This is a genomic window from Paenibacillus sp. fava2, assembly GCF_058313675.1.
In genome coordinates this window covers 1,174,916-1,200,329 of sequence record NZ_CM177755.1, presented here as the reverse complement: position 1 = coordinate 1,200,329, position 25,414 = coordinate 1,174,916, and the positions used below count along the sequence as shown (strand labels likewise).

Below are 25,414 nucleotides of genomic sequence, written 5' to 3'. Positions count from 1 at the left end.
CCCATGAAGGAAAGTAGCAGGTGAACTTATGCGAAAGAAAAGAGTACTGCTGTTTTCGGAAGGCTTCGGCACGGGCCATACAGGGGCAGCCTATGCTCTGGCCGAAGGAATCAGACTGCTTAACCCGGACGTCCAGTGCCGGGTCATTGAGCTGGGCAAATTCCTGAATCCTACGGTTGCGCCTTGGATCCTTTCCGCTTACCGCAAGACAGTCAGCAGCCAGCCTAAGCTGGTCGGCATGATGTATAAAACCCAATATCATAAATCACTGAACCGGCTGACCCGTGCAGCGCTGCACCGGGTTTTTTATACTCATGCCAAAAAGGTGGTCGAGCAGCTGAGGCCCGATCTTATTATCTGCTCCCATCCGATTCCTGCCGCAGTCATCTCCAGGCTGAAGCAGCAGGGGCTGGATATACCGCTTTATACTTTGATTACAGATTATGACGCGCACGGCAGCTGGGTGAACCCTGAGGCTGACCGCTATCTGGTCTCTACCTCTCGGGTCAAATCCATCCTTACCGGGCGGGGAGTTCCGCCTGAGCTGGTCACAGTCACCGGAATTCCGGTGCACCCGAAGTTCTGGGAGCGTTCCAACAAAACCTTGCTTCGTAAAGAGCTCGGACTCGCTGATATCCCTACCGTTCTGATTATGGGCGGAGGCTGGGGCCTGATGTTCGGCCAGGATGTCATGGATTCCCTTACCGCCAGAATGGATCAGATTCAGCTGATCTTCTGTATGGGAAGCAACGACAAGCTGGTAGCGCGGATGCGTTCCACCCCGCTGCTAAATCATCCTAATGTAAAAATTCTGGGCTACAGCAGCGAAATCAACAAGCTGATGGACGCTTCAGACCTGCTGATAACAAAACCGGGCGGGATGACCTGCACGGAAGGGCAGGCCAAAGGGATTCCAATGCTGTTCTACAGCGCCATCCCCGGCCAGGAAGAGAAGAACTGCCAGTACTTCGTAGAGCTCGGGCTGGCCGAGGTGCTTGACTCACAGGTGGTGGACAAATGGTTCTCCCTCCTGCTCCGCGAATACGCGGGGATTGAGGAGCAGCGCAGACGGCGGCTCGCCCTGGAACGCCAGCAGCCCCATAACTGCGCCTCCACGGTGCTGCAGCTTCTGGGCAAGACCGCGGACGGACCTGCCGAGCTGCGGAGCACACGGACGCAGGCGCGGACAGAAGAGGCTGTTTATGTTACGCCCTGAACGATCAAAAACCTCCAATTCTGCCTGATGCAGATTTGGAGGTTTTTTAGTTGTCTGCAGGCAGGGCCTTTATTTATAAAAGGTATGATTGCCGATGGTCTTGGCATAGGTGCGTGAATGATGTACGGTCAGATCCTGTGCCAGCTGCAGCGACAGGAAAAAATACGTATCGTCCGTAACCTCTTTCACTCCGGAAAGAGCGGCATTGACCGCTTTGATGCTGTCTTCATTCGGTTTCACACGTTTAAGACGCCCGTTAGCTACCGGGCTAAACTGGCTTTTCTGATAAATGACCTCATATATAGTGTCGGGAAAATTGGCTGACCGTAGCCTGTTCAGAACAACGTTGGCGACTGCCACCTTGCCCTGGTACGGTTCACCCTCCGCTTCTGCCATTACAATCTTTTGCAGCAGTAGCAGGTCTTCTTCGGATACGGCGTAGCTCCAGGTTGCTTCCGCTTGCTGTTCCTGGTTTAGTAGCTTTGTCCGGGAGAAGAACAATTTTAGGGGGGGATTTTGCTGAGATGCCGTTTTGACTTTGTTTACGGTCTGATTCCCCTTGGCTGCCGCCTGTTTGAGTGCTGTCTGCACTGCCGGCGGGGCCTTCATCAGAGTGGCTTTGGGCTGAACGGTCGGTTTAACGGCTTCCTGCTTGGGCTTCAGCTTGCCAGGATCGATCCATTCCGCCTTGGGCTGCTTGTCCTGCCAGACCTGGCCAAGACTTGCTGCTGATGTATAAAAGATAGGGGTGCTTATCCTGCTTGACCTATCCGGAGCTGACGATTGCTGTACCTGCAGCGCTGCGGCTTCGGCATGGCCGGCTCCGCCTAGTTTATTCAATTGCTGTGTATTCTGGCCTTCGGTAACAACGCCGGGGCTAAACAGGCTTATCGCTGAGAAACACACTAGAATTACGCCGACCAGCAGCGCAATACAGCGGTTTTGTTTAAAAATCTCCATCACTTACCTCCTAGTTTACGGCACATTCCTATTGTATGTAACCGAAAATGGAAGCTTTGAAAACTTTCTTGTCGATTTAAGCTTAGAAAAATGACATTTTTCCGATCATTTCATACATAGGAATGGCATGCATTCTAGTAGCATACACCACAAAAGCATCAACCGTCCAGTCTTTTACCGAACAATTGTTCTCTATTGTGTGTGGCCGGCCCCGCATATCGCTCAGCAGTCCCGTACTGAAAACGCGTTCATCCCGGTATTTACGGGCTAAAGTCAGGTGCGGAGAATAGGATCTTTTTTCCGTCATGAATCCCAGCGCCGAAGTTGCCGAAACAACATTGTGCCGGAGCTCCTGCAGCCGCTCCAGCTCACCGGAAATCCCGGCCCAGAGCACTCTTGGCGACTCCGGAGCACCGAAGGTCCCCCACTCCCCCAGACGGAGCCTGAACGGTTCCTGTCCGGCAGAAATTACCTTCAGGGCAGCAAGCAGTGCCGGAATTTGGGCAGCCGGGGTGTCACCCAGAAACTGGAGGGTAATATGATAATCATCGGGATATGTCCATTTGGCGAACTTCAGCCTTGAAGACAGAGCGGCCGCTTCCTGTCCCAGCAGCCTTCCCTGCTCCTCAGGCAGCTTCACGGCAACGAACAGACGCTCAGGATCACGGCCGGTCAAACGGTTTTCCATGCGAATTTCACCTTTCGGGACAGATTTGTTATCCTTATTGTATACAAGATCAGCCAATTTTACGAAAATTGTATAACGGGAGGGAACCATCATCACTAAATCCATTGTTTGTTTGCAGCCCCTTACTTCTCAGCAGCAGGAGACCGTTCTCGCCGCCGCTCCGGGTTATACCCTTACACTCGGAAATGCCAAAAGCCCGGATCTTGATCAGCTTGCGCACGCGGAAATTATAATCGGCTGGGGCAAAGGCATAGCAGATACCGTGCTGCAGCCGGATTCACCGCTCCGCTGGGTCCAGACCTGGTCTGCCGGCGTGGAGAAGCTTCCGCTCGGGAGGCTTGCGGAGCGCGGCATCCTGCTGACGAATGCCAGCGGTGTCCATGCCGAGCCGATCACGGCCGTTATTATCGGATTCATGCTGATGTTTACCCGGAACTTTCACACAGCAATCCGCAATCAGCTGGAACGCAAGTGGCATTCGGACGGCAAGGAGAGCGAGCTGACCGGTAAAACCGCCGTCATTGCCGGAACAGGCTCTATCGCAAGCGAGACCGCCAGAATCGCCAAGGCTTTCCGGATGAAAACCATCGGAATCAGCCGCTCAGGCTCAGAGGTTGACGGGTTTGACAAGGTCTACACCACTGCACGGCTTCAGGAAGCAGCCGAATCTGCCGACTTCCTGATCAACACCCTGCCGCTTACTGACGAAACGCGTGGACTCTTTAATGCCGATGTGTTTAATGCCTGCCCGCAGGGGGCTTATTATATCAACATCGGACGCGGGGCGACCACGGATACGGAAGCCCTTATGACCGCGCTGAACAGCGGGCAGCTGGCCGGAGCCGGCCTCGATGTCTTTGACCCCGAACCGCTCCCTTCTGAACATCCGCTCTGGGGCATGGAGCAGGTCATTATTACACCGCACTGCGCCGGTACGACGGACCGTTATGCCGACCGGATCGTAGAGCTCTTTACAGAGAATGTACAGGCTTACCTGAAGGACGGCCAGCCGTCCCGTAACCTGGTGGATTATAGCCGGCAATACTAATATCGTATAGCATCCGGTTTAATTATTTAAAAAGGGGTATTCCCGGCAGCCTTTCCTGGCCGGGAATACCCCTTTGTCTTTTGCTGATCGCGGTTTATATCCGGAAACGCGTTACCGACTCCTCAAGCTCCACCAGACGGCTGCGCAGCTGGCCGATGCCGGCTGCCACCTCACTGGTCGCCTGTACCTGCTCATTGGCGGAGGCTGACGTCTCCTCCACCCCTGCTGCCGACTGCTGGGCAAGCGCCGAGATATGCTGGCTGAATTCATTCATCGTCTCACTTGCACCGGCCATTTTCCGGATGTCTCCGCCCATATTATCAATGGTCCCAGCCATCACTTCTACCGAGCGGTTAATATCCGCCAGGGCGCTGCCGGTCTCCAGAATCTGCCGTCCGCCCTCCTCTGTCTTCAGGACACCTTCCCGCAGCTGCTCCACCATCTCTCTTGAATCAGCCTGAATCCCCTGGGTGATGCTGGTGATTTCGGATACAGTCTGCTGCACATCCTCTGACAGCTTGCGCACTTCCTGGGCAACGACCGCGAATCCGCGCCCGCTGTCCCCGGCTCTGGCTGCCTCTATCGCCGCGTTGATGGCCAGCAGATGGGTCTGTTCAGAGATGCTGCGGATGGAGCCGACCAGCCGGAAGATCCCTTCATTCTTACGGTTCAGCTCCTCCACCGTATCCATCGAGTGGGATACAACTTCGGCAATCTGGCCCATCTGCGCCACCGAGCTTTCCATTAGTGCCCTGCCCCGCTCGCCTTTGGTACGCACCTGATCCGAATGCAGCAGCAGCTCATTTCCTTTGCCGGAAAAATCATTGATCAGCTTGTTCAGATCCTCAACCGCCTTGGAGGCTTCCACTGCTGATTCCGCCTGGCTGCCTGCCGCATTAGCCAGCTCCTCCATTGTCACGGCAATCTGGCTGCTTCCCTCTTTGGTCCCTGACACCGTGCGGACCAGCTCATCGCCCTGCCGGGCGATGATTCCGGAGACATTACGGATCTGGCCGACGATCGCGAGCAGCGTCCGGTTTGTTTCATTGACGGTTTTGGCAAGCCGCCCGACCTCATCCTCATTACGGATCAAGGTATCCTCAGAGGTCAGATCCCCCTCCGCAATCCGCTGCAGATGGGCGGTTACCGCTTTGATCGGGTTAATAATCGTCTTACGGATTACCATATTGATTATGCCAATGGTCAGCAATACAAGCAGTATGATTATACTGATAGTAGTAAGCGAGGCGTGAAATGCATCCTCCGAGTGTCTCCCTTCCTGCTCGGCATCCTCCTGGCTGTGCTTGACCAGCGCCTCCAAATCAATCTGCATCGCATTGAAGGCTTCAATCCCTTTTTGCGAGACCTCCAGCGCCAGCTCCTCATTTCCCTCATCACTGAGCTTGATAGCCTGATTATTGATCGTCATGTATTCATTCCATTTGTCACTAAGGGCTGACAGCTGCTCCAGTCCTGTGTCACTGTTAAGCGATTCTCTGTAAAGCTTCATTATATCGGCAACCTTACGGATCGCCTGACCCCTTTGTTCTTCCAGCTTTGCCTTTTCAGCACTGTCTGTATTGAGAATATGCTGCATGCTGAGCGCCATAATGTGCTCTGTATAATAGTTGATATCATGCACCTGATTAAGCGCCGGTATTGCTTCTTCAACAATATTCCCTGTGTTTTTCTGCATATTGTACATTTGATAGAGGGAGGTACCCCCGATTAGCAGAACCAGTAGGGCCAAGGCTGCGTAGCCTGTGGCGATTTTAGCTCCAACGCTTTTTTTTCTGGCCTCCATGCCCTTTTTCATAGTACCTTTTGTCTGCTTCAGTACGGATTCCATACGATTCCGCTCTTTTCCCACAACAATGCCCCCTCTGATTTCCGAAAACTTTACACGTAATTTACAATCGATTGCTTTCATTTTCACAATTGGGCAAAACGACACATTACACTCTATATTTCGGCAAGGATTACGGATATTTTTAGATGATGTCATATATTCCAAACCATGAACCGGCTTTACTCCTCTATACAAATAACCGGGCTCCCGCAGGGAGTCCGGTCTGTCTGAACGGCTTTAATCCAGGTCGTAAATGGAGCCTACCTTAAGGCCGTACAGCTCGTTATAAATTTTTTCGGCAAAAGCATCCGTCATCCCGGCGATATAGTCGATCACCATATGCTCCCAGGTCCAGATCGGCTTCTGCTGCCGCTGATCCTTCTCAAATCGCTGCAGCCAGTCGCTCGGAATGATCGCCTTGGAGGTCTCCGGATCGTTGAACGCCCCCCACAGCCGGCGGAGAATCCATTCACTGCGTTTTTGCAGGCGCTGCACGCGCAGGTCGCGGATCATTGTAACCCAGGCGAAGCTTTTGAGCACACTGACCGTCCGCAGCATATCTTCATCCTCTGCGCCATCCTTGATGAATGTGACCTTCTTCCAGTCCCCGTCGGAAATGACCCCGAGACTGGCCACGAAGGTGCTTACCCAGTAAGCCTTCACCTCCCGGCGCGTACGTGAATAATCATTTTCGCAGGTCGGCATCTTTTCCATCCAGACTCTCAGGAACTCGCTCAGCACCGCCTCCACCTTGATATGGATCGCTTCAGGCTGCCAGTCCTTCCAGAAGGAATCCTCCAGTGTCGTGATCTTCTCCACAATCAGCCGCTGGATATAGGCATCGTGCATAAAGTGCTCATGGACTTCTATTTTGCCCGCCTTGATCCCGTCCTCCAGATCATGCGCGGAATAGGCGATGTCGTCGCACAGGTCCATCAGCTGGGCCTCCAGCGTCTTTTTGCCGTCAGGAATTCCCCATTCCTTGCGGATCTCCGAGATATAATTCCATTCGGACAGATACATACCCTTCTTCAGCACCGTGCCGGGAAAAGGATACTTGTTGATCCCCAGCAGCACAGCATCGGACAGGTTCAGCCCGTCGATATTCTCGCGCTTTTCCAGGAACATGATCAGCCGGAAGTTATGCGCATTGCCTTCAAAATGCTCATACTGCCGCTTCATATTCCCTTCGATCGTCTGCTTCTGTACCGGGCCGGCGCCTGACTTCAGCGCTTCCTCGGCTGTTTTTTTGGCGATAAGCTGCTCCAGGATATTGTCCAGCACCTCTTCCCCTTTATGCCCGAACGGGGGATGACCGAAATCATGGGCGATGGCTGCACATTCCACCACTTCAGGATCAATGACAAGCCCGGGGTTGTCCGCCTGTCCGGTTTCCACCTCGGGATAAGAACGCAACAGGCTTTTGGCTGCCTCGCGGGCAATCTGCGCCACCTCGAGCGAGTGGGTCAGACGGGTCCGGTAATAATCGCCTGTGCCGGCGCCGAATACCTGTGATTTGCCCTGCAGCCGGCGGAAGGTCGGTGAGTGGATCAGGCGTGAATAGTCGCGTTCATACGCGGCTCTTGATGTCTCCAGACGGGTAATCTCCGGATATTGCCTGTGCTCTCTTTTCTCAATTAGTGTCATATCCGCTGCCCCTATCCATGTTCTGTATTTAGTACTTCATTATAGTCATTTCCGGCAAAACTTTCACTCTAAAATAGAAAAAACGAGTTCTCGCCTACCGTGAATATTTCAGCACAGGGATGGAGCATTCTAAGGTCAAAATAGCCCGTTCCCCGCACACGGGTCCGCTATGGAGTGAAACTGACAACCATGAAAAGATTTCGCCGAATATCTGCAGCAGTACTGGCCCTGCTCATGCTGCTGGCCAGCTGGTCAAGCCACGCCCTGGCCCGTTCCGATATCAAGAACCGCCAGTATCACGAGCAGAAGGGCGACATGATCTGGGAGGTGCCGACGCGCCAGAAAGTGATTGCCCTGACCTTCGATGATGGACCTGACCCGACCGACACCAACAAGATTCTCGATGTACTGCAGGAATACAACGCCAAGTGCACCTTTTTCGCCATAGGCAAAAAAATCGCCGCCCACCCTGAAATTGCCAGCAGGGTTATCTCAGAGGGCCATGAGCTGGCCAATCACACTTATAACCATGTATATTTCAAACGGCCCATCTCTGTAGAGCAGGTAATGAAGGAGCTGAAGCAGACGGAAGACGAGATTGTAAAGGTTACCGGCCGGCACAGCAGCCTTTTCAGACCGCCGGGCGGGATGTACGACGAGACGCTGGTCAATGTCTCTAACCGCATGGGGCTGAAGCCCGTGCTGTGGTCGTGGCATCAGGATACACGCGACTGGAACCGGCCGGGGGTTTGGAATATCTCGAGCAAAGTCATCACGAATGCTCATAGCGGTGATATTGTGCTCTTCCATGACTATGTTCATGGACAATCCCAGACCCATGAGGCCCTGCAGATCATTCTGCCCGCTCTGGAGAAGCAGGGATACCGGTTTATTACCGTCTCCGAACTGATCGGACTGTCAGCCTCCGAGAAGGCGGGAGACATTAGACAGCTTGCCTATTAGGGACTACCCTGCCTCCTGAAGGTTCTATAATTGCACAGGCTCTCAAAATAAGGTAGGCTTGATCTATCATTTAGACTGATTGGGCGCTGCCGCAGTGCACCTCTAGGAGGCTTTATCCCATGTCCGAGAATACTTCCTATACAACCGAGGAAATCGCCCGGCTGTTGAAGATATCGAAATTAAAGGTCTATGACCTGATCAAAAAGGGTGAGCTGCCGTCATACCGTGTCGGCAAACAGATGCGGGTAGACCACTCTGATCTGGAGGCCTACAAGCAGAATTCGCGCAGCACCAGTGCGTCCGCAGCGCCGCAAGGTGCTTCTGCCGCACCCGTCCCTCTGCAGACGGGTATGCCGTTTGTTCTGCCGCCGGCCACCTTTTCGCCTCCGCTTCACCTCACCCAGCCTGGGGCCGGACCGGTTAAGGCTGCTGCAACGAACATAGTGATTACCGGGCAGGACATGTCACTTGATATTCTGGCTACCCATCTGGAGCGCAGCCTGCCCTCCTCCCGGCCGCTTCGTTCTTATGCCGGCAGTCTCGACAGCCTGATTGCCATGTACAACGGCGAATCGGACATAGTCAGCACTCATCTGCTGGACGGCGATACAGGGGAATATAACCTCCCCTATATCCGCAAGCTGCTGGTGGGCTTCCCTTATCTTGTTGTGCATATGCTGACCCGCAGCGCCGGGCTCTATGTACAGCAGGGTAATCCGCGGAATATCCGCGGCTGGCAGGATTTGCAGCAGCCGGGCCTGAAGCTGATTAACCGTGAGCGCGGCTCCGGCGTCCGTGTGCTGCTGGACGAGCAGCTGCGGCTGCACGGAATTCCTGCAGCCGGACTGAGCGGGTATGGGACCGAAGAGAACAGCCATTTGGCGGTAGCCGGCCGCGTGGCCCGAGGTGAAGCCGATATCGGCTTCGGTATAGAAAAGGCCGCCAAAATCATTGAAGGTCTGGATTTCATCCCGCTGATTCAGGAGCGTTATGATCTTGTGATGCTCAAGAAGCCGGAGAATGAACAATGGATTGGCGCAGTGCTCGATATTTTGCGTTCCCCGGCCTTCAAGAATGAGCTTAATACGATTCACAGCTATGATCTTACAGGAACTGGTGAGATTATCTACGAAACATAACGCTTGGAAGCATAAAGAAAAACTCCGGCTTTCCCTGACTGAACAGGCAAAGCCGGAGTTTTTGTATGTAATCGTACACTTTCACCGCTTAGGAACGGCGGTTAACAAACATCAGCATAAGCGCAGAAATGACTATGATTGAACAGACCCACATCCACGCGAGGGTCATATTGCCGCCGTCAACGGCAACATAGATTGCAGTCGGTACAGTCTGGGTACGCCCCGGAATATTCCCGGCTACCATAATGGTCGCCCCGAACTCACCCAGCCCCCGGGCGAAGCCCAGCACAAATCCGGCAGCCAGCGCCCGGCCTGCCAGCGGCAGCGTCACATACCGCAGTACCTGCAGCTCGCTGGCCCCCTGGGCGCGTGCGGCGTCCTCAAGATCCTTATCCACTTCCTCAAAGCCGGCCTTGACGGTCCGGTAGACCAGCGGAAAAGCGACAACTACAGCCGCTATAACCGCTGATCCCCACGTAAAGAGAATAGTCTGCTCTGTAAAGCGTTCATACAGCTCACCGATCCAGCTCCTGCGTCCCAGAATGACCAGAAGCACAAACCCGACTACAGTGGGCGGCAGGACAAGCGGCAGCATCAGTACAGTCTCCAGCAGACTGTAACCCGGGAATTTCCGGCCCGCCATCAGCTTGGCCGCATAGGTAGCCAGAATAAATACAATAATGCTGGTAATTACAGCGATTTTGACTGAAAGCCAGACCGGGGCGAAAAATTCAGTCCAGTTAATCTCCATCCGCTTTCACCCCGCTTATCTTCATTCGATGAATTAATTGGCCAGTGAAAAGCCGTAGCTTGTAAAGACACCGCCTGCTGCCTTTGTCTGAACATAGTTATAGAAGGCCATGGCTTCTGCCTGATGATCAGATTCCTTGATAATGCCTACAGGGTAATTAATGGCTTTATGCACATGTGCGCCTACAGTAAGTGCGATCTTCACCTTTTTGGAAGTCAGGGCATCCGTCTTGTATACGAAGCCTGCATCCGCATTCCCTGTCTCTACATAGGAAAGCACCTGGCGGACATCCTTGGCAAATACCAGCTTGCTTTGCAGTGTATCCCATACATTCTTGGCAGTCAATGACTGCTGGGCATACTGGCCGGCCGGCACGGATTCAGGCTGGCCGACAGCTACCTTTTTAAAGGTTTTGTCCGTAAGCTGTGTTATAGTAGTAATTTTTGTTTTGGAGTCCGCAGGAACAACCAGCACCAGCTGATTCTTTAAGAGCTGCTTATTCTCCGAGATAAGCCCTCCGTCTACCAGCGCCTTCATCTGCTTATCCCCGGCAGAGAAAAACAGGTCCGCCGGCGCTCCTTGTTCAATCTGCTTCTGCAGTGTGCCTGAAGCACCATAATTGAAGACAAGGTCAATATCAGGATGCTGCTTCTCGTACTGTACCGCGATTTTGTCCAGACTGTCCTGCAGGCTGGCAGCTGCGGATACGATAATCTCAGTTTTCTTGGCTGCTGCCTGTACCTCATTCCCGGGCGCTGCCGATGTACCCGATACGAGCAGAACAGACATGATGATCACAGCGAGTTTCTTGAACATTTGGATTCCTCCTACTTATGTATCTGTATATTTTGGTGTTATTTTAGCACATCCTTTTTTATAATACTATATGTTTAGTTATGTTTGTTTATATTTAGCTATGAATAGTTATATATAATATAAATTGAACATAGGTCAAATACGCACGAATCAGATTAGTTGCCTGTATCGCGGGTCTAAATCCAGGGTACAACAGGAACAATTCCTGATGTATCCTGATTATTTGTATAGCATCAGCCATTGTTCCATATGATATCTGAGCACATCCCTGTAATAAAACGGCTCCAGGATCTCAGCCTCCTCCTCAAACCTCATCAGCCAGCGGACAAAAGCGATATCCTGCTCAATAGCGACCTTAAAATGCATACAGCTGTTCTGTCTGTCCACCTTGCTAGGCTTTACCGGCAGTTCCTCATACTTCAGCCGCTCCATCATCCGCTCCGAGAACCGGATTCTGAATTCGATCTGTACACTGTCCTGATCAAGATTCCATTTTTGCGACATAAAGGCCTGCAGGTCAAAGCGTTCCTTGGAAAACCAGTTATTCAGCGTCTTCACCTTGGAGAAGCCATTAATATGAAAAGCGCGGATTCTTCCGAAACGGTGACAGGCACCTATCAGATAAATCCGGTTCTCCAGCGGAACAAGACAGTAGGGGTCAACCTGGAGCGCCTGCTCCTCCTTGCCATTCTCACAATAGTCTGCCTGCATGCTCCGCTGCTTCATTACAGCTGAGAGGATTTCCGTAAGAAAAACAGACTGCTCCAGCTGCATGGAATTCCAGTCTGCGCCGGGCTGCCCGGCTTCCTTTCTCACACTTTCCATCGTTTCTTCCCTTTCCGCCCTTTGCTTATATTGTGCAGCCATTATTTTTTCATAGGCAGTTTCAAACTCAGCAGGCAGCAAAGGCTTGATATCTTTCATCACTTTACGCAGCTGTGAAAAGGCAGCCGCCTCGTCATCCGTGAGATCTAAAGGGTACAATGCAAAATTACCGATAAAAGCATATCCCTTCCCATGCCCCAAGTGGGTAATCGGAATATGCATGGCGCTGAGCGCATCCATATCCCGATAAATCGTTCTTTCGCTGTTGCCGCAGCGCTCCGCCAGCTCACGCGCCAGAATCCCAGGTTTTGCCTGCACTAGCGTGATGATGCGCATCAGCCGGATTAATCGGTCTGTCATTTTTCAGTTCCCCTTGATATATGGTAAAATAGACCCATTATTTTTAATAATTTAGTTATATTTATCTATAAATGATAATCAAATAACCGAGTCACAAAAAGATAATAGAACTATTTTACTACATTACCACATTTATATTACATGAGCTGTAAAGCACCTTATTCAATATCGGGTGATTCTTATTATGTATGTAACACTGCTTATCCCGCTGAATTGGCCTGCTAGGCTTCAAGCTGCTTATACAGCACTTCAGCCTCCTTTACCAGCTGCATATCGCCTGAACGTGCTGCCAGCAGCAGCAGCTTATCCGCCTGTCTGCGCAGCCTCTCCTCCAGCACCAGATCCCTTCTGCGGCTGTCTGACAGCGGCACCTCCTCAAGCACCTTAACCATCTTTAGAAGTTCCAGATGCTTTTCAACATGAAAGCAATTATCCAGCGTCAGTGCATCGGTATGATGCGTATATTCGAGTCCCAGCTTTTGCAGCGGCAGCTCCCTGATCCGTTCCACCGGCGGCTGCTTGTATTGCCACTGCAGCCAGAGTGCTTCATGGATTCCGGCAGGCATGCCTTCGGTTTTAAATTCCAGGCAAATGAACTTGCGGGCTCCGGCATGGATCTTTCCCAGCTTCAGGAGCAGGGATCTCCCTTCCCCGGCTTCAGCGGTGCAGCCGTAGGCCCCGATAAAGGTCAGGTGTGCTTCCAGCCAGATTCGCAGCTCGATCTCCTTTGCCACCAGCTTGCGGCTTTGCTTACGCACCTCCTCCCGCTGGTTCAACCCTTTCCATTCCACAAGCAATATTAAATTCCGGGATGCTCCGGCAAAAATCCGGCTCCGGCTCCATGTAAATATGGGCTGGATACTTGCTTGCATATTTCCACCTCTTTCTTTTTTTGGTTCTTCTATTAATGTACCAATAATGGCGGACAACTCCTTGTCATGGAATGTATGTTCGTCTCTATATTATCGACAAAAAAAGAGCCAAACTGCTTAAAAAGCAGATTGGCTCTTTTTGAATTGATGTCCTTTTGTCTAAATCTGACGAATTTCTCATCAGACCTTCACCGGCGCCCTCTTGTAACCTTCGCACGTTCCTTTCTGAAAAAGCAGGCGAGCGACCATTTGGCACAAAGCAAGGAAAACAGAAAGAATAATGCAGCCCAAAAGACGGCAGGCAGAACAGTAAGTCCGGCCAGATTTGCCGCATCTCCCGCTCTGGACGGTGACAGCAGCGATGCTGAGAGCAGAAACAATGTGCCCATTACCGACTCTTCCAGCGTCAGAAAGGCCAGGAACAGATAATAGTATTTGAGTGCCTTGGGCCAGATGTACAGCAGGGACAGATTAAGGGCGATGAACCCGCCCAGCCAGAGCATGCCGAAGCCGCCCCTGACATACAGCACCAGCATAATCAGAGCGACCAGCGAGGATAACAGCAGCCCCCAGCGTTCACGCCCTGCGGCGTACAAGTAAAACAGCAGCAATGCAAACAGCGACGCCAACGGATAACCCGAAAGAGATACCAGCACTGGCCGAAGTCCTGCTTCAACAGCCGAATAGGTTACACCGCTATGGTCTGCATACAGCTCGATCCTCAGCACTTGTCCCGAGAGCAGCAGGGTTACCAGCGCATGCCCGAATTCGTGGAACATCGTATCCAGATTGCGGAACACCGATGAGAATGGAATCAGGCGTGTCAAAAGCGCGGAGCCTGCGAGAAACAGCACGGTTTTCAGCCATTTATTCATACGATCAGCCCTCCCCGTTCACAGTATACGTTAAATTCATTATTTAAGAAAAGCCATTTGAAACCTGCCTGTCCGAATCGCTGTATTACTCTTTGGTTACTGCTGTAGGCCGAAGGGTAAAAGTCCTTAAACTGATCTTTTCCGCCAAAATCACACACCGTCTGTCAGGCAGATGCCGAAATGCTGCCAGACTTCGATCAAAAGTGCCAGGGCCTGCCTCTCTATGCTAAAATAATAGTAAGTACGAACCTATTTTCAGGTGGTGAATGATATGAAACTCATACAACCTTTAACCCGCACATGGAAGAAGCTGACGCTATCAGCCCTGCTGCTGCTCGGTCTTTCCGTCTACCTCCCGGCTCCGGCAGCAGAGGCCAATTATTTCAGTGATTTATATAATGGATTACAGAACTTCTCAGAGCTGCCGGGCGAAGTAAACAAGCTGCAGCAGAGCTATCAGGAGACTGTTGAAGAGCTCCAGCAGACCAAGGATCAGCTTGGCCAGACCGTTGATGCACTGGGGGAAACCCAGAGCCAGCTGGGGCAGACGCTGGAGCAGATGGAGACCTACCGTGCCCAGAATGAGGCCCTGCAGGAGCAGAACCGCCAGCTCAGCCTCGTTGTTGATGAACTCAAAAATGACCGCACCGAGCGGGAGAATTATTATAACCGGATAAAGGTTACAGTGATTACCGGAATTGCCCTTATTCTTGGCTATTTTGTTATCATCCGGCTGCTGCGCTTTATGATGCGCCACCGCTCCACAAAAAGCGACAGCCTGCGTGACAGGCTGCGTTAACGCAGTATCTGTTTCTCTCTCAACAGGAAGGAGTATGAACGATGAACGTTGACATCCAGGATGAAGGTGACAGCAGCAGCGGACAAGCCCTTGCTTTTACTGTCGGGGAGAACGAAGAGGTTCATGTCCTGCATCCTCAGCAGATAATTGCATATCAGGGCCCTTCCTCCGGAAGGGCTGACCGGCTGATGGATGTCAAGGGCATGTACCGCAAGCGCAAGCTGATCCGTTCTGATCTGTCCGGACCCTGCCGGTTTGTCGCAGCGCTTCCTCCAGGCTACAAGGTCAAAACCCTGCAGCTGGACGGCAAAAGCGATCTGCTCTATGACTTCAGGCACCTGTTCTTCTACAGTAATGGAATTACGATGCAGACACGCGTACTGAGCATGAAAAATATGCTGGTGACCCGCGATGTGGTGAAGGTGAAATTTGCCGGCCACGGCAGCATCGGCATTCTTACCGAAGGAACGGTCTGCGAGGCTGAACTGCATCCCACCGAGCCGCTGTACGTGGATGCAGGCAGTATTATTGCCTATCCGGAGAACGCCAGGCTCGAGCTGACCGTTTACGGCAATCATCTGGCCAGCCAGCATATGAGCTATCACTGGAAAATGACCGGCCACGGTCCGGTGCTGTTTCAGGCAGGCCGCCAGAGCCGCCGCTTTGAACGGGAGCATGACGAGGATGGGATCATCAAGCGTTTTCTGCGTGAGGCGCTGCCATTTGGCGGTGTATTCATTAAATAGGCTGTATAATTAAAAGTGCCCGTGCGGTTATCGCACGGGCACTTTTAATTATACAGCAGCCTGCACAGGGCAAAACAGCTCAGCCATTCATCAAGCAGTTGTTATTAAGCCAGATAAGCGTTCAGCATCCAGGCATTCTTCTCGACACTGGTTCTGATTCCGATTAGAAGATCAGCCGTCGGCTGGTCACTAAGCTCCTCCGCAGCGGAGATCGCACTCTTGAGCTCTTCGGAGACATGTGCAAAATCCTTAATCAGCTGGGCAACCATTTCTTTTGCACTTTCGCCGCCGACAGCTTCCTTCAGCTCGGAGAGGGCCAGATATTGGGTCATTGACGAAGCCGGCTTACCGCCGATAGCGAGCAGACGTTCAGCCAGATCATCCACATAGGTGGCAGCCTCGGTGTAGAGCTCTTCGAACTTGGCATGCAGGGTAAAGAATTGTGTTCCGCTCACATACCAGTGGTAGTGATGCAGTTTCACTCCGAGCAGGGTCCAGTTCGCAGTCTGGCGGTTCAATGCAGCGTGCAATTCAGTCTGATTATTGACTTGAGTACTCATTCTAAATAGCCTCCTATAGTGAATTTATTTGTTATTGTATTTAGACTCAATCTAAATCTATATACAATATAACATAATGATATGCTGTCTGCAAGGTTGTTTTTCGCTTTTGTTGCTGCAAATTCTAGCATACCTAATAGGAGAAACCTGTTATTTGTATCACAATCAGCGGAGTACAGCTATATTGACATAAATCACCTGGCGGCGGGATAGAATCTGACATAAACAGCATAGCAGGGCGATTATCTGCTTCTTTTTAGCATGTGCAAATCCCGCCGTCCTATACAAAGCAAAAACCCTGCCGGTAGCGGCGGGGTCCCTTCACAAGAATGCAGAATTGCTGCCACTCCTGTACCCTATTCTCTTGAGTATACCTGCAGTTCCTGAATGGACCAGTAATTCCCTCCGGCTCCTGTCTGCAGAATCTTGATATAACGCGTCTTTAATTGAGGAAAAGGGATCCGGGTCATACTAAGCTGGCCTTTACCGCTGACCACCCGCTTCCAGTTCTGCGCATCATCTGAAACGTACAGCTCATAGCCGCGGGGATAGTCATAGGAGGACAGAGTATAATCTAGCTCTACCACCTCAACCGTATGGGCTTTGCCGAGGTCAATCTGAAAATATTCCCCTGATGCCTGATGCTTGCCGGTATCCCAGCGTGTGCGCCGGTCTCCGTCTATGGCACCGCCCGGATTGGAAACACTGGTACTGATGTTGGAGGAGACCTTCCATTCTGAACGGTCCAGCGGAACCAGACCTGTAGCAGTAATCTGCACTTTGTCCGACAGAAGATGCGAACCGGCAACCCTTACTGCATAAGTATAAAGCATGCCCTCCTTCAGCTTGCTGTCGGTATATCCGGTGCTCTGCACATTCGTGGCTACAACCTTCATATCCCCGCCGGAGCCGTCGGCCCGGAGCACCTCATAGCTTGCTCCGGGAGCCTCCAGCCAGCTCAGCTTCATGGATAACCCTTTTACTGCCTGCGCTTTGAAGCCTTGTGGCGCAGCATCCGCCACCCCGGAAGAAGGCTCCAGAATATACTGGACCGCCTCTCCCGGCGCTAAGGTCTCGGTGAATTCGAGCTCAGGGGCTGCATTTTTTCCGGTTACATAAATGCGTGCTGCCTCATAGGTATCCCCGTTGCCGAAACGTTCTCCTTCGTATACCGTTTTTTCAGGCATAGTGACTTTAACCTTAACGGTTTGTTCTGTTTCTTCAAAGTTAATGAAATTCACCAGCACCTTATTGGATGTAGCTCCGCTGCCGGCCAGCGGCTCCAGGGTTGAGGTGTCTACAGCCCGGACATAGACCAGCTTGTCGGCCAGCTCATCCTTATTGGTGATCTGATAGGTTAATGGTGCTCCATGCGTGGCATAGGCAAGACTCAGCCTGCGCATAATGCTTACCCGGGAATCCTCATTTTCTTTGGTGTAATAGATTTCCGTCTTGGCCGGATCATGCTCTTCCAGATTAAAGCCGTATTTAAACAGACTGAAATTTTTGAAGAAAGCGGCATGCTGCACAAACATATCCGCGTAACCAACATGGGCGCGCATGATCCGGTCAAATACCGCTGCCGTAGGCTCGGAAGCCCCGTACTGGTAAGAATCGACATGTGAATCCGAAGTACCGAATTCAGTGGTCAGCATTTTTTTGCTGAGTCCGTCTGCCGCACCGCCGAAGGTTTTGAGATTCTCAGTGAAGCTTCCCCCGTCGCTGAAAATATAGGAGTCCCCGTAGGAATGCCCGTTTGTCAGATCCGTAACCTCTTCCAGCTCGGCCCTCTGCTCGGGATCACGTTCCCAGCCGTCAGGATCGCCGCACTGTTTGACGGTCCCTTTCTGATTGCCGCAGGAATCTGTTCTATATTCAGGCCAGTAGGCCCAGCCCGGTGCAACAGTCTGCAGATGCGGGGCAATGGTCTTGCCCTTCGTATTCAGCCAGTCGGCAATGGCCAGGTTAACTGCTTTGGAACGGTTAAACAGCCCCGGCTCATTATCAACCTCATAATATTGAAAATAAGGGCTGTATTGCTCGAAGTAATCTGTCAGCTTCTTCTCTGCATCCGCCGGCAGTGAGCCGTCAGCATTCAGCTTGATATCTCCGGTATACAGGTAAAGAGCCACCGACTGCATATTGTAATCCTGAAGCACTTTGTAATAATCCGCCATGTTGGAGCAGGAGCGGCCGACGTCGCTGGCACAGCTGGTACGCATAACGTTGCCGCTGTATGCTATACCGAGCCATTTCATAATATACGGAAGATGGGTAACCGCACCTTCGTCAAAATAAAACTGCTTATTGTTGACCATCGTGCCCGTCAGTGTGTAGCTGCCATGTATCGGTTCCAGAATCGGCTCATTCAGCGATTCCAGACTAAGGGCATCCCAGGTCCACCAGTTGTACTTATCCTCCATACTTGACGAATAGATTCCCCGGGCAGCCTGCAGCTTCAATTCATTGCTCCCTGCTATAAGCTGCTCTTTCGGTATATAAAGCTCATAGGTTTTGCGGAAACCGTATTCGTTGTCTGTGCCGGCCACACCGGCAATCTGGATGATGCCGGACAGCTGGCTGTTGGAGAAAACACTCATTTGGGGGACGGATTTGTAGGCATCAATGATGCTTACGCGAAATAAGACCCCGTTCTCCGGGATCTTATTCAGATTGTAGGTGATACTCAGCTCAGGATTGGTATCCCCTCTCAGCCCCGAAGGTACGCCCTGAAGATTTGAAGGCGTCTTGCCGGAGGCGGAAGAAACAGTATAGGCGGCTTTGACACCAGCAGAAGTAGCTGCCGCAAATTCTGCGGACGATCCGTCATGCTTGCCAAGCTGCCACAGCATAGTCCCGTCAGGCAACTTCGGGCCAGAATCACTTGCTGATGACAGTTTGGTCATGTCTACCTCCACCTCGCCCCGTTTCGTGCCGTCCTCTCCGAAGACAGAAATAGACACTAGAAACAAGATGGCTAAAGCTGCGAATTTAAGCAGTAGATGAAGAGGTTTAATGGTTTTTTTCTTCTTATTTCTGGTCCTCATTCCCTTGTCCTCGCTTTCTTCCGGGGGTAGATTACTTAGGAGGAGTCAATGCGCTCGGGGGAATAACTCCCTGCTTCTGACTGGCGCTCTTCCATTGTAAACCAATGCTTGCGTTGCCGTGATCCTCATAATATTCGACTTTGATGTCATATGGAGTTCCGGCTTTCAGCAGTATACTACCCTCCCGGCTGTCGCCGCTCTGCTTCTTCCAGCTGTCGATAATCAGCCTGCCGCCGATCCAGACGCGGACTCCGTCATCCGAGGAGGATATAAAGGTATATCTTTCGCTGTACAAAGGCTTAATGGTTCCGGTCCAGCGGACGGAAAAAAGATCTTTCTGGATTCCGACCGCCGGCGAATTCTGATGCCAGTTAAAGTCGATCTTACTGTCATTGCGGATCAGATCTGCACCGCCGGTCAGGTCAATATTATTGAAATACTGTGCCCTTAATCCTTTGGCCTGAACAGCGGTTGTCTTGTCTACCTTGCTGGCCAGGTTAACAATGTAGTCATCCCTTGAAACAATGTATTTATTGTTCATAAAACTGGTTATTTTCTGGTTATTATTATTCTCCGTCAGCATTTTCCCCCATGTCATCGTATATACCCATTTGCTCTGGGTTTGAGACAATGTTACAGGGTCTGGAAGCTCTCCGCTTTCGCCGATGCCGATCGGCTTTCCTTGCGCAAGTCTCAGCAGCTTATCATAGTAGGACTGCCTGAAGTCATTATTGTAAATATCTGCAGCCAGAATATCCACCTTGTCGATACCCGGAAAATAAGGATCATATTCATCAGACGATTCATTAGGCGCATTCGGATTCCAGACCCACAGCAAATTATTCAGTCCGTGTGTACGGGTCAGGCGGCTGTACATAATGTCCCAGAGCTTGACGAAGTTTTCCTTCTCCCCCCACCAGAACCAGCCCCCGTTCATTTCATGATAAGGCCGCCACAGCACCGGAACTCCGGCTTCCTGAAGCTGGTCCAGATAAACGGAAATTTCATCAATATCAGCAATCAGCTTGTTATATTCTGCGGTACCCGGAGTCACATAAGCATCAAACTTCTCCTGGCTTAACCCCATCTTGACATTCTTCCATTCGTCAGAGGTTCCGGGCAGATTCTGATGGAAGGTCATCGCTACGATGCCTCCGCCCTCATGCCAGCTGATCGCACTGTCCACAACCCACTGGCGCTGCTGGGCTATAAGGGATTTCGGCTGATTGCCAATTGCTCCGAGCTCATAACCATGCAGCACGGCGGACTGCCCGCTTATTGACTTCAGCTTTTTGTTAAATTCATCAGGGCTCTCCAGATAGTCATGCTGCCCGGAAATCAGTCCGGTACCGCTCAGGCTTGTGAGATAGCTTAGTAAATCTTCCGCTTCCGGGGAAGCGTCAGGATTAATCGGGGTAATTTCTGCTGCCGGGCCTACCGGTGTTTGAGTAACAGGAAGACTGCGCACCTCGGACCAGGGCAGCAAAGAAAGGATAAAGATAATGGGCAGGACAGTGGTGTACAGCCGGTACTTGCGGTAAGTGTTCAATGTTATCTCCTTTCTCCAGCCGCATAGCCGCATAGGTGCCAAAAAAGGGTTCCCGGCAGGGATTCCTATTCTTGCAACCGGATGAGGACTATAGCTTAGTAGCCCTGCCGGTAAGCAGGGCCCATAAGGTGGACTGTGAGGATTTAGTATTGTAACAGCTCAACCAGCATCAGTGACGGCGAAGAACTCAGCAGAACACACACTCCGTTTCCTGATCAGGAAACGGAAGGCAGGAATAAGGCACTGGCAGGAACAGCCTCCTTGATTTGGCTGGCACTTTCCCACATCAGTTTAGCCTTTGCATCTCCTTGATTCTCGTAATATTCCACTTTAATATCATATAATTTCCCGGCCTGCAGGCTGATGCTTCCTACACGTTCGGTTCCGCTCTGCTTCACCCAGCTGTCGATGATCAGGTTGCCATCGACCCAGACGCGGATGCCGTCATCTGAAGTGGTATAGATGTTGTAGTTTTCACTGTACAGCGGTTTAATTTTGCCGCTCCAGCGTACGGAGAAAAAATCAATCCCTATCGCTGCATCGGGCGTGCCCTGCCGCCAGTTGAAGTCCAGCACCGCATCGGTACGCACCAGTGCAGGAGCACCGCTAAGCTGAATATTGTTAAAATATTCTGCCTGCAGTCTGTTTACAGCCACAGCTTGTGCAGGTGTGGCTGTTGGTACTGGTGTTGGCGCCGGCGTTGGTGCCGGTGCAGCTGTAGGCGTTGGCGCCGGTGTTGCTGTTGGAGTTGGTGCCGGCGCTGGTGTAGGTGCCGGTGTTACCGTTACTGCTGCTGCCGATTCCAGTGAAGCTGTAACTGCTGTATTGTCAGCAGAATTCTTAACAAACAGTGCGCCGGTTGGAACAACTACCTTCGCCTGGCTCGGGCTCTGCCACAGCAGGCGGACGCTGGCATCGCCGGCATTCTCATAATATTCTACTTTAATGTCGTATAATTGGCCGGCCTGCAGGGCAATGCTGCCGGTACGCTCGGTACCGCTCTGCTTCATCCAGCTGTCGATGACTGCTGTGCCGTTAACCCAGACACGGATGCCGTCGTCCGAGTTAGTAAAGAACTGGTAAGCTTCGCTGTAGGCCGGCTTGATCTGGCCAGTCCAGCGGATGGAAAAACCGTCTACCGGGAGTACCGGATCCGGAGCTGCCTGACGCCAGCTGTAGTTAATCTGTGCATCATTGCGTACAAGCGCCGGAGTACCAGACAGCGTCATGTTCTTGAAATACTCACCTTTGAGCCCGTTAACCACCGGCTCCTGCAATACAGAATCCGGAGCCAGTCCCGGTTTGACAGCCAGCACCGGCGCTTCTGTTGGTACTGGTGTTGGTGCTACAGTTGGTACTGGTGTTGGCGCTGCTGTTGGCACAGGCGTAGCCGTTGGTACTGGCGTTGCTGCTGCCTGGCTGGATGCCGGGTTCTTAACAAACAGTGCGCCGGTTGGAACAACTACCTTCGCCTGGCTCGGGCTCTGCCACAGCAGGCGGACGCTGGCATCGCCGGCATTCTCATAATATTCTACTTTAATGTCGTATAATTGGCCGGCCTGCAGGGCAATGCTGCCGGTACGCTCGGTACCGCTCTGCTTCATCCAGCTGTCGATGACTGCTGTGCCGTTAACCCAGACCCGGATACCATCGTCCGAGTTGGTAAACAACTGGTATGTTTCACTATAGGACGGCTTGATCTGGCCGGTCCAGCGGATCGAAAATCCGTCTACCGGGAGTACCGGATGCGGAGCTGCCTGACGCCAGCTGAAGTTAATCTGTGCATCATTGCGTACAAGCGCCGGAGTACCGGTTAGCGTCATATTTTTGAAATACTCACCTTTAAGTCCGTTAACTGCCGGCTCCTGCACTGAGGAATCCGGAGCTGGTAGCGGAATTGTTATTGGTGCCGTTGTTGCTGTTGGTGCCGGTGTTGCCGTTGGTGCCGGTGTTGCCGTTGGTGCCGGTGTTGCCGTTGGCACTGGTGTTGGCGTAGCCGTTGGTTTGACTGTCGGTGTCGGCGTCGGTGTTGCTGTCGGTGCGGCCCATACCTTATACTTGTCACGGGTCAGGGTATAGCTGTCATTCATAAAATTTTTGATAGTATCAGTAGTGTTGTTTTCGTACAGCATTTTTCCCCAGTTCATCATAAAAACATAGTTTTGCTGGGAAAGCTTCAGCTTGGCAATACTCGGCATTTCACCGTTTTCACCGATACCAATCGGTTTACCGGCAGCCAGGCTGAGAAGACTGTCATAATATCTGTTCAAAAAGTCATTATTATATATATCTACTGCGAGCACATCCACTTTATCCGCACCCGGATAGGTCAGTTCGTAGGGATCCGAATTGGAATTGGGAGCATTCGGATTCCATACCCACAGCAGATTGTTTAATTGATGAACGTTGACGAAACGGTCATACATGATATTCCACAATTGAGCAAAGTTATTTTTCTTGCCCCACCAGAACCAGCCGCCGTTCATTTCATGATAGGGTCTCCAGAGGATGGGAACCCCTGCGTCCCGTAAACTTTTGAGCGAAACAGCTACTTTATCCAGATCAGCAATCAGGGCATTATACTCCGCAGTTCCAGGTGTTACATACTTGTTAAAATCAGCCTGGCTGATGTTTTTCTGTACATTGCCCCACTCATATTTGGTGCCGGGCAGATTCTGGTGAAAAGTCATTGCTACGATACCGCCGGCTTTGTGCCAGTTGGTGGCGCTCCAGACGATGTTCTTGCGCTGCGCAGCTACCCCACTCTCAGTCTGTCCGCCGATCGCTCCAAGCTCATAGCCGTGCAGGGCGGCATACTGTCCGCTTATGGTCTTCAGCTTGTTGCTGATTTCATCCGGACTTTCGAAATAGTCATGCTGTCCTGTAATAATCCCCTTCCCGGAGATGGCGTACATTTTGTCCAGCAGCTTGACTGCCTCTGCTGAAGCATTGGGATTTACTGGGGCTCCGGTCACGGAAGCTGCTTGCGCAGATAACGGTGCAAAGCCTAATCCTATAGGTACAGCGGACAATAAAACGGCCACGGACAATACGGCAGACAACAGACGAGACTTACGGTAAGCTTTCAATATTCATCTTCCTTTCGGTAGCCAGGCTGCCACTTGGTAGAGGCCCTATAGCTTTGCGTCCCTATCTTTCGAGTAGGTTTGCCTTTGTCGTTTTGGAAGGAAATATCCTTCTTACCGTAAGTATCGACTCTATGAAGTTGTAGGTTTATAGCAAAAATGAATAAATCTTAATAAATAGTTCCAAATACCCGTTTCACACTTTTCACAATTGGTTAAATAGATAAATTAGACCTAAGAAATAAACTGGTGTAATTCAATATCTTCCCAATCGAGCGTAATCCGGATGTTATCCTCTTCCACCAGCTCGGAGCCGCTCTGCACCTCGATAAACTCTACATCTGTCAGCGCCAGAATGGCATGTTTGGTTCCTTCGGGGATGCGGACGACATCGCCTGCCTTTACCTTATGCATCTTTTCATTGATGACGATGCTGGCTTCCCCGCTTACAAAGGTCCAGATTTCACTGCGTTTGTGATGAAGCTGGTAGCTGATATTTTTACCCTGCTCGATAAAAATCCGTTTGGTCAACACTTCATTGCCCTCATCATATTTCACATAGTCAATTACCTTGTAGTGGCCCCAGCGGCGTTCCTCGTACATCGGTCTTTGTTCATGAGATTTGAGCACTTCCTTGATGCGCGGGCTTTCCGCCTTATGCGTAACAAGAATTCCGTCAGGGCTCGCGGCGATGATCAGATCCTTGGCTCCGATAACCGTAATCGGAATATCCAGCTCATTGATCAGGCAGGTCCGTTCGGAATCCGAGGTTACTACCCCTTTGCCGACCAGATTGCTGCTCATTTCCTCTGTAAGCGTATTCCATGTGCCAAGATCCTTCCAGAAGCCGGCATACGGCTGAACGACGATTTTCTCTTCTTTTTCCACCACTTCGTAATCAAAGCTGATGGAAGCCATCAGTTTGTATTGCTTCTGCAGCTCCTCGTAGTTAAGCGGCAGACCTTTGCTCTGCAGAATATCCAGCAGATAACCGAGGCGGAAAGCAAATACGCCACAGTTCCAAAGTGCGCCCTTACTGATGAGCCCTTCTGCCTGCACACGGTCAGGCTTTTCCTGGAAGTGGCTTACCTGCAGGTAGCCGCTTGCCCCCGCCGCATCACTGGTAGGAATAATATATCCGTATTTTTCTGACGCATGTTCAGGCACTACGCCCATCAGCGCCAGGTTCGCGCCGCTCTCCTCCATCGTCTGCTCCAGCCGGACTACCGTATCGAAGAAGGAAGCCTCCACATACGGATCGACAGGCAGAATGGCCACTGTTTCCGCCGGGGAAACACCGGCAATGGAATACAGGTAAGCCGCTGTCAGCGCAATAGCCGGGAAGGTATCGCGGCGTTCCGGCTCCACGATAATCGGCACATGACTGCCGAGCTGGCTCTGGATGGACTCCACCTGGCTGCGGCCTGTAGCGAGGTAGGACGAGCCCGTCATCCCTGCTTCCTCCAGCTGTCTCCAGACCCGCTGCACCATTGATTCCGGTTCACCTGCCGGGCTTTCCAGTACTTTCAGAAATTGCTTGGAGCGAGAATCGTTGGACAATGGCCAGAGCCGTTTACCTGAACCGCCTGATAGAAGTACTAGTTTCATGGGAACCCCT

The 25,414-nt window shown here is 51.7% G+C and carries 20 protein-coding genes and 1 riboswitch; of the genes, 6 read left to right on the top strand and 14 right to left on the bottom strand.

Annotation, left to right across the window (positions count from 1 at the left end; genetic code table 11):
• Positions 1-28 precede the first annotated feature (28 nt).
• Positions 29-1,216 carry an MGDG synthase family glycosyltransferase gene (locus AC4G46_RS05230; protein ID WP_491126993.1) on the top strand — a complete coding sequence of 396 codons (1,188 nt, stop codon included), beginning with the start codon at positions 29-31 and terminating at the stop codon, positions 1,214-1,216.
• Positions 1,217-1,285: 69 nt separating this feature from the next.
• Here AC4G46_RS05230 and AC4G46_RS05225 read toward each other — a convergent pair whose 3' ends face one another.
• Positions 1,286-2,176 (bottom strand): cell wall hydrolase, encoded by an 891-nt coding sequence (locus AC4G46_RS05225; RefSeq protein WP_491126992.1) that lies wholly within the window; start codon positions 2,174-2,176, stop codon positions 1,286-1,288.
• An 82-nt stretch (positions 2,177-2,258) separates the two neighbouring features.
• Positions 2,259-2,864: an RNA 2',3'-cyclic phosphodiesterase gene (gene thpR / locus AC4G46_RS05220; RefSeq protein WP_491126991.1), complete on the bottom strand. Its 606-nt coding sequence runs from the start codon at positions 2,862-2,864 to the stop codon at positions 2,259-2,261.
• 112 nt (positions 2,865-2,976) lie between these two features.
• On the opposite strand from thpR, the gene AC4G46_RS05215 reads away from it, so the two are divergent.
• On the top strand, positions 2,977-3,912 hold the full coding sequence (locus AC4G46_RS05215; protein ID WP_491126990.1) for a D-2-hydroxyacid dehydrogenase: 936 nt from the start codon (positions 2,977-2,979) through the stop codon (positions 3,910-3,912).
• A gap of 94 nt (positions 3,913-4,006) precedes the next feature.
• Here AC4G46_RS05215 and AC4G46_RS05210 read toward each other — a convergent pair whose 3' ends face one another.
• Together AC4G46_RS05210 and AC4G46_RS05205 are read right to left on the bottom strand one after the other, a co-directional pair.
• A complete protein-coding gene (locus AC4G46_RS05210) occupies positions 4,007-5,782 on the bottom strand; it encodes a methyl-accepting chemotaxis protein (RefSeq protein ID WP_491126989.1) in 1,776 nt (591 codons plus the stop codon).
• Positions 5,783-5,998: 216 nt separating this feature from the next.
• Complete coding sequence (locus tag AC4G46_RS05205; protein ID WP_491126988.1) at positions 5,999-7,408, bottom strand: deoxyguanosinetriphosphate triphosphohydrolase family protein; 1,410 nt, start codon at positions 7,406-7,408, stop codon at positions 5,999-6,001.
• Positions 7,409-7,597: 189 nt separating this feature from the next.
• Here AC4G46_RS05205 and AC4G46_RS05200 point away from each other — a divergent pair, with 189 nt between their 5' ends.
• Together AC4G46_RS05200 and AC4G46_RS05195 are read left to right on the top strand one after the other, a co-directional pair.
• Positions 7,598-8,371, top strand: a complete 774-nt coding sequence (locus AC4G46_RS05200; RefSeq protein ID WP_491126987.1) for a polysaccharide deacetylase family protein — start codon at positions 7,598-7,600, stop codon at positions 8,369-8,371.
• A 119-nt stretch (positions 8,372-8,490) separates the two neighbouring features.
• Positions 8,491-9,510, top strand: coding sequence for a helix-turn-helix transcriptional regulator (locus AC4G46_RS05195; RefSeq protein ID WP_491126986.1), 1,020 nt, complete (start codon positions 8,491-8,493; stop codon positions 9,508-9,510).
• Between the two features lie 88 nt (positions 9,511-9,598).
• On the opposite strand, the gene modB is transcribed toward AC4G46_RS05195, so the two are convergent.
• The 5 genes from modB to AC4G46_RS05170 all read right to left on the bottom strand — a co-directional run bounded on the left by modB (position 9,599) and on the right by AC4G46_RS05170 (position 14,009).
• Entirely contained in the window at positions 9,599-10,261 is a 663-nt protein-coding gene (modB, locus tag AC4G46_RS05190; protein ID WP_491126985.1) for a molybdate ABC transporter permease subunit, read from the bottom strand.
• A gap of 33 nt (positions 10,262-10,294) precedes the next feature.
• Entirely contained in the window at positions 10,295-11,077 is a 783-nt protein-coding gene (gene modA / locus AC4G46_RS05185; RefSeq protein ID WP_491126984.1) for a molybdate ABC transporter substrate-binding protein, read from the bottom strand.
• A gap of 219 nt (positions 11,078-11,296) precedes the next feature.
• The gene (locus AC4G46_RS05180; RefSeq protein WP_491126983.1) at positions 11,297-12,262 is read right to left on the bottom strand and encodes a helix-turn-helix transcriptional regulator; all 966 of its coding nucleotides are present in this window, start codon (positions 12,260-12,262) and stop codon (positions 11,297-11,299) included.
• 221 nt (positions 12,263-12,483) lie between these two features.
• Positions 12,484-13,134, bottom strand: coding sequence for a hypothetical protein (locus tag AC4G46_RS05175; RefSeq protein ID WP_491126982.1), 651 nt, complete (start codon positions 13,132-13,134; stop codon positions 12,484-12,486).
• Positions 13,135-13,322: 188 nt separating this feature from the next.
• Complete coding sequence (locus AC4G46_RS05170) at positions 13,323-14,009, bottom strand: M50 family metallopeptidase (RefSeq protein WP_491126981.1); 687 nt, start codon at positions 14,007-14,009, stop codon at positions 13,323-13,325.
• A gap of 271 nt (positions 14,010-14,280) precedes the next feature.
• On the opposite strand from AC4G46_RS05170, the gene AC4G46_RS05165 reads away from it, so the two are divergent.
• Both AC4G46_RS05165 and AC4G46_RS05160 read left to right on the top strand, forming a co-directional pair.
• The gene (locus AC4G46_RS05165) at positions 14,281-14,808 is read left to right on the top strand and encodes a hypothetical protein (RefSeq protein ID WP_491126980.1); all 528 of its coding nucleotides are present in this window, start codon (positions 14,281-14,283) and stop codon (positions 14,806-14,808) included.
• Between the two features lie 41 nt (positions 14,809-14,849).
• Positions 14,850-15,554, top strand: coding sequence for an AIM24 family protein (locus AC4G46_RS05160; protein WP_491126979.1), 705 nt, complete (start codon positions 14,850-14,852; stop codon positions 15,552-15,554).
• 104 nt (positions 15,555-15,658) lie between these two features.
• Here AC4G46_RS05160 and AC4G46_RS05155 read toward each other — a convergent pair whose 3' ends face one another.
• From AC4G46_RS05155 to AC4G46_RS05135, 5 genes are all read right to left on the bottom strand, one after another.
• The gene (locus tag AC4G46_RS05155; RefSeq protein WP_491126978.1) at positions 15,659-16,114 is read right to left on the bottom strand and encodes a Dps family protein; all 456 of its coding nucleotides are present in this window, start codon (positions 16,112-16,114) and stop codon (positions 15,659-15,661) included.
• 356 nt (positions 16,115-16,470) lie between these two features.
• The gene (locus AC4G46_RS05150; protein ID WP_491126977.1) at positions 16,471-19,161 is read right to left on the bottom strand and encodes a discoidin domain-containing protein; all 2,691 of its coding nucleotides are present in this window, start codon (positions 19,159-19,161) and stop codon (positions 16,471-16,473) included.
• Between the two features lie 31 nt (positions 19,162-19,192).
• Positions 19,193-20,710 (bottom strand): glycosyl hydrolase, encoded by a 1,518-nt coding sequence (locus AC4G46_RS05145; RefSeq protein ID WP_491126976.1) that lies wholly within the window; start codon positions 20,708-20,710, stop codon positions 19,193-19,195.
• Between the two features lie 215 nt (positions 20,711-20,925).
• Positions 20,926-23,799 carry a PA14 domain-containing protein gene (locus tag AC4G46_RS05140; protein ID WP_491126975.1) on the bottom strand — a complete coding sequence of 958 codons (2,874 nt, stop codon included), beginning with the start codon at positions 23,797-23,799 and terminating at the stop codon, positions 20,926-20,928.
• 13 nt (positions 23,800-23,812) lie between these two features.
• A riboswitch (cyclic di-GMP riboswitch) is annotated at positions 23,813-23,892 on the bottom strand.
• A 138-nt stretch (positions 23,893-24,030) separates the two neighbouring features.
• Positions 24,031-25,404: a sugar phosphate nucleotidyltransferase gene (locus AC4G46_RS05135; RefSeq protein WP_090717576.1), complete on the bottom strand. Its 1,374-nt coding sequence runs from the start codon at positions 25,402-25,404 to the stop codon at positions 24,031-24,033.
• Positions 25,405-25,414: the final 10 nt, after the last annotated feature.

What these genes read in the sequence shown, in the direction of transcription:
- AC4G46_RS05230 (WP_491126993.1), top strand. Translation starts at nt 29, where the DNA reads ATGCGAAAGAAAAGAGTACTGCTGTTTTCGGAAGGCTTCGGCACGGGC.
- AC4G46_RS05225 (WP_491126992.1), bottom strand. Translation starts at nt 2,176, where the DNA reads ATGGAGATTTTTAAACAAAACCGCTGTATTGCGCTGCTGGTCGGCGTA.
- thpR (WP_491126991.1), bottom strand. Translation starts at nt 2,864, where the DNA reads ATGGAAAACCGTTTGACCGGCCGTGATCCTGAGCGTCTGTTCGTTGCC.
- AC4G46_RS05205 (WP_491126988.1), bottom strand. Translation starts at nt 7,408, where the DNA reads ATGACACTAATTGAGAAAAGAGAGCACAGGCAATATCCGGAGATTACC.
- AC4G46_RS05200 (WP_491126987.1), top strand. Translation starts at nt 7,598, where the DNA reads ATGAAAAGATTTCGCCGAATATCTGCAGCAGTACTGGCCCTGCTCATG.
- AC4G46_RS05195 (WP_491126986.1), top strand. Translation starts at nt 8,491, where the DNA reads ATGTCCGAGAATACTTCCTATACAACCGAGGAAATCGCCCGGCTGTTG.
- modB (WP_491126985.1), bottom strand. Translation starts at nt 10,261, where the DNA reads ATGGAGATTAACTGGACTGAATTTTTCGCCCCGGTCTGGCTTTCAGTC.
- modA (WP_491126984.1), bottom strand. Translation starts at nt 11,077, where the DNA reads ATGTTCAAGAAACTCGCTGTGATCATCATGTCTGTTCTGCTCGTATCG.
- AC4G46_RS05180 (WP_491126983.1), bottom strand. Translation starts at nt 12,262, where the DNA reads ATGACAGACCGATTAATCCGGCTGATGCGCATCATCACGCTAGTGCAG.
- AC4G46_RS05175 (WP_491126982.1), bottom strand. Translation starts at nt 13,134, where the DNA reads ATGCAAGCAAGTATCCAGCCCATATTTACATGGAGCCGGAGCCGGATT.
- AC4G46_RS05170 (WP_491126981.1), bottom strand. Translation starts at nt 14,009, where the DNA reads ATGAATAAATGGCTGAAAACCGTGCTGTTTCTCGCAGGCTCCGCGCTT.
- AC4G46_RS05165 (WP_491126980.1), top strand. Translation starts at nt 14,281, where the DNA reads ATGAAACTCATACAACCTTTAACCCGCACATGGAAGAAGCTGACGCTA.
- AC4G46_RS05160 (WP_491126979.1), top strand. Translation starts at nt 14,850, where the DNA reads ATGAACGTTGACATCCAGGATGAAGGTGACAGCAGCAGCGGACAAGCC.
- AC4G46_RS05155 (WP_491126978.1), bottom strand. Translation starts at nt 16,114, where the DNA reads ATGAGTACTCAAGTCAATAATCAGACTGAATTGCACGCTGCATTGAAC.
- AC4G46_RS05150 (WP_491126977.1), bottom strand. Translation starts at nt 19,161, where the DNA reads ATGAGGACCAGAAATAAGAAGAAAAAAACCATTAAACCTCTTCATCTA.
- AC4G46_RS05135 (WP_090717576.1), bottom strand. Translation starts at nt 25,404, where the DNA reads ATGAAACTAGTACTTCTATCAGGCGGTTCAGGTAAACGGCTCTGGCCA.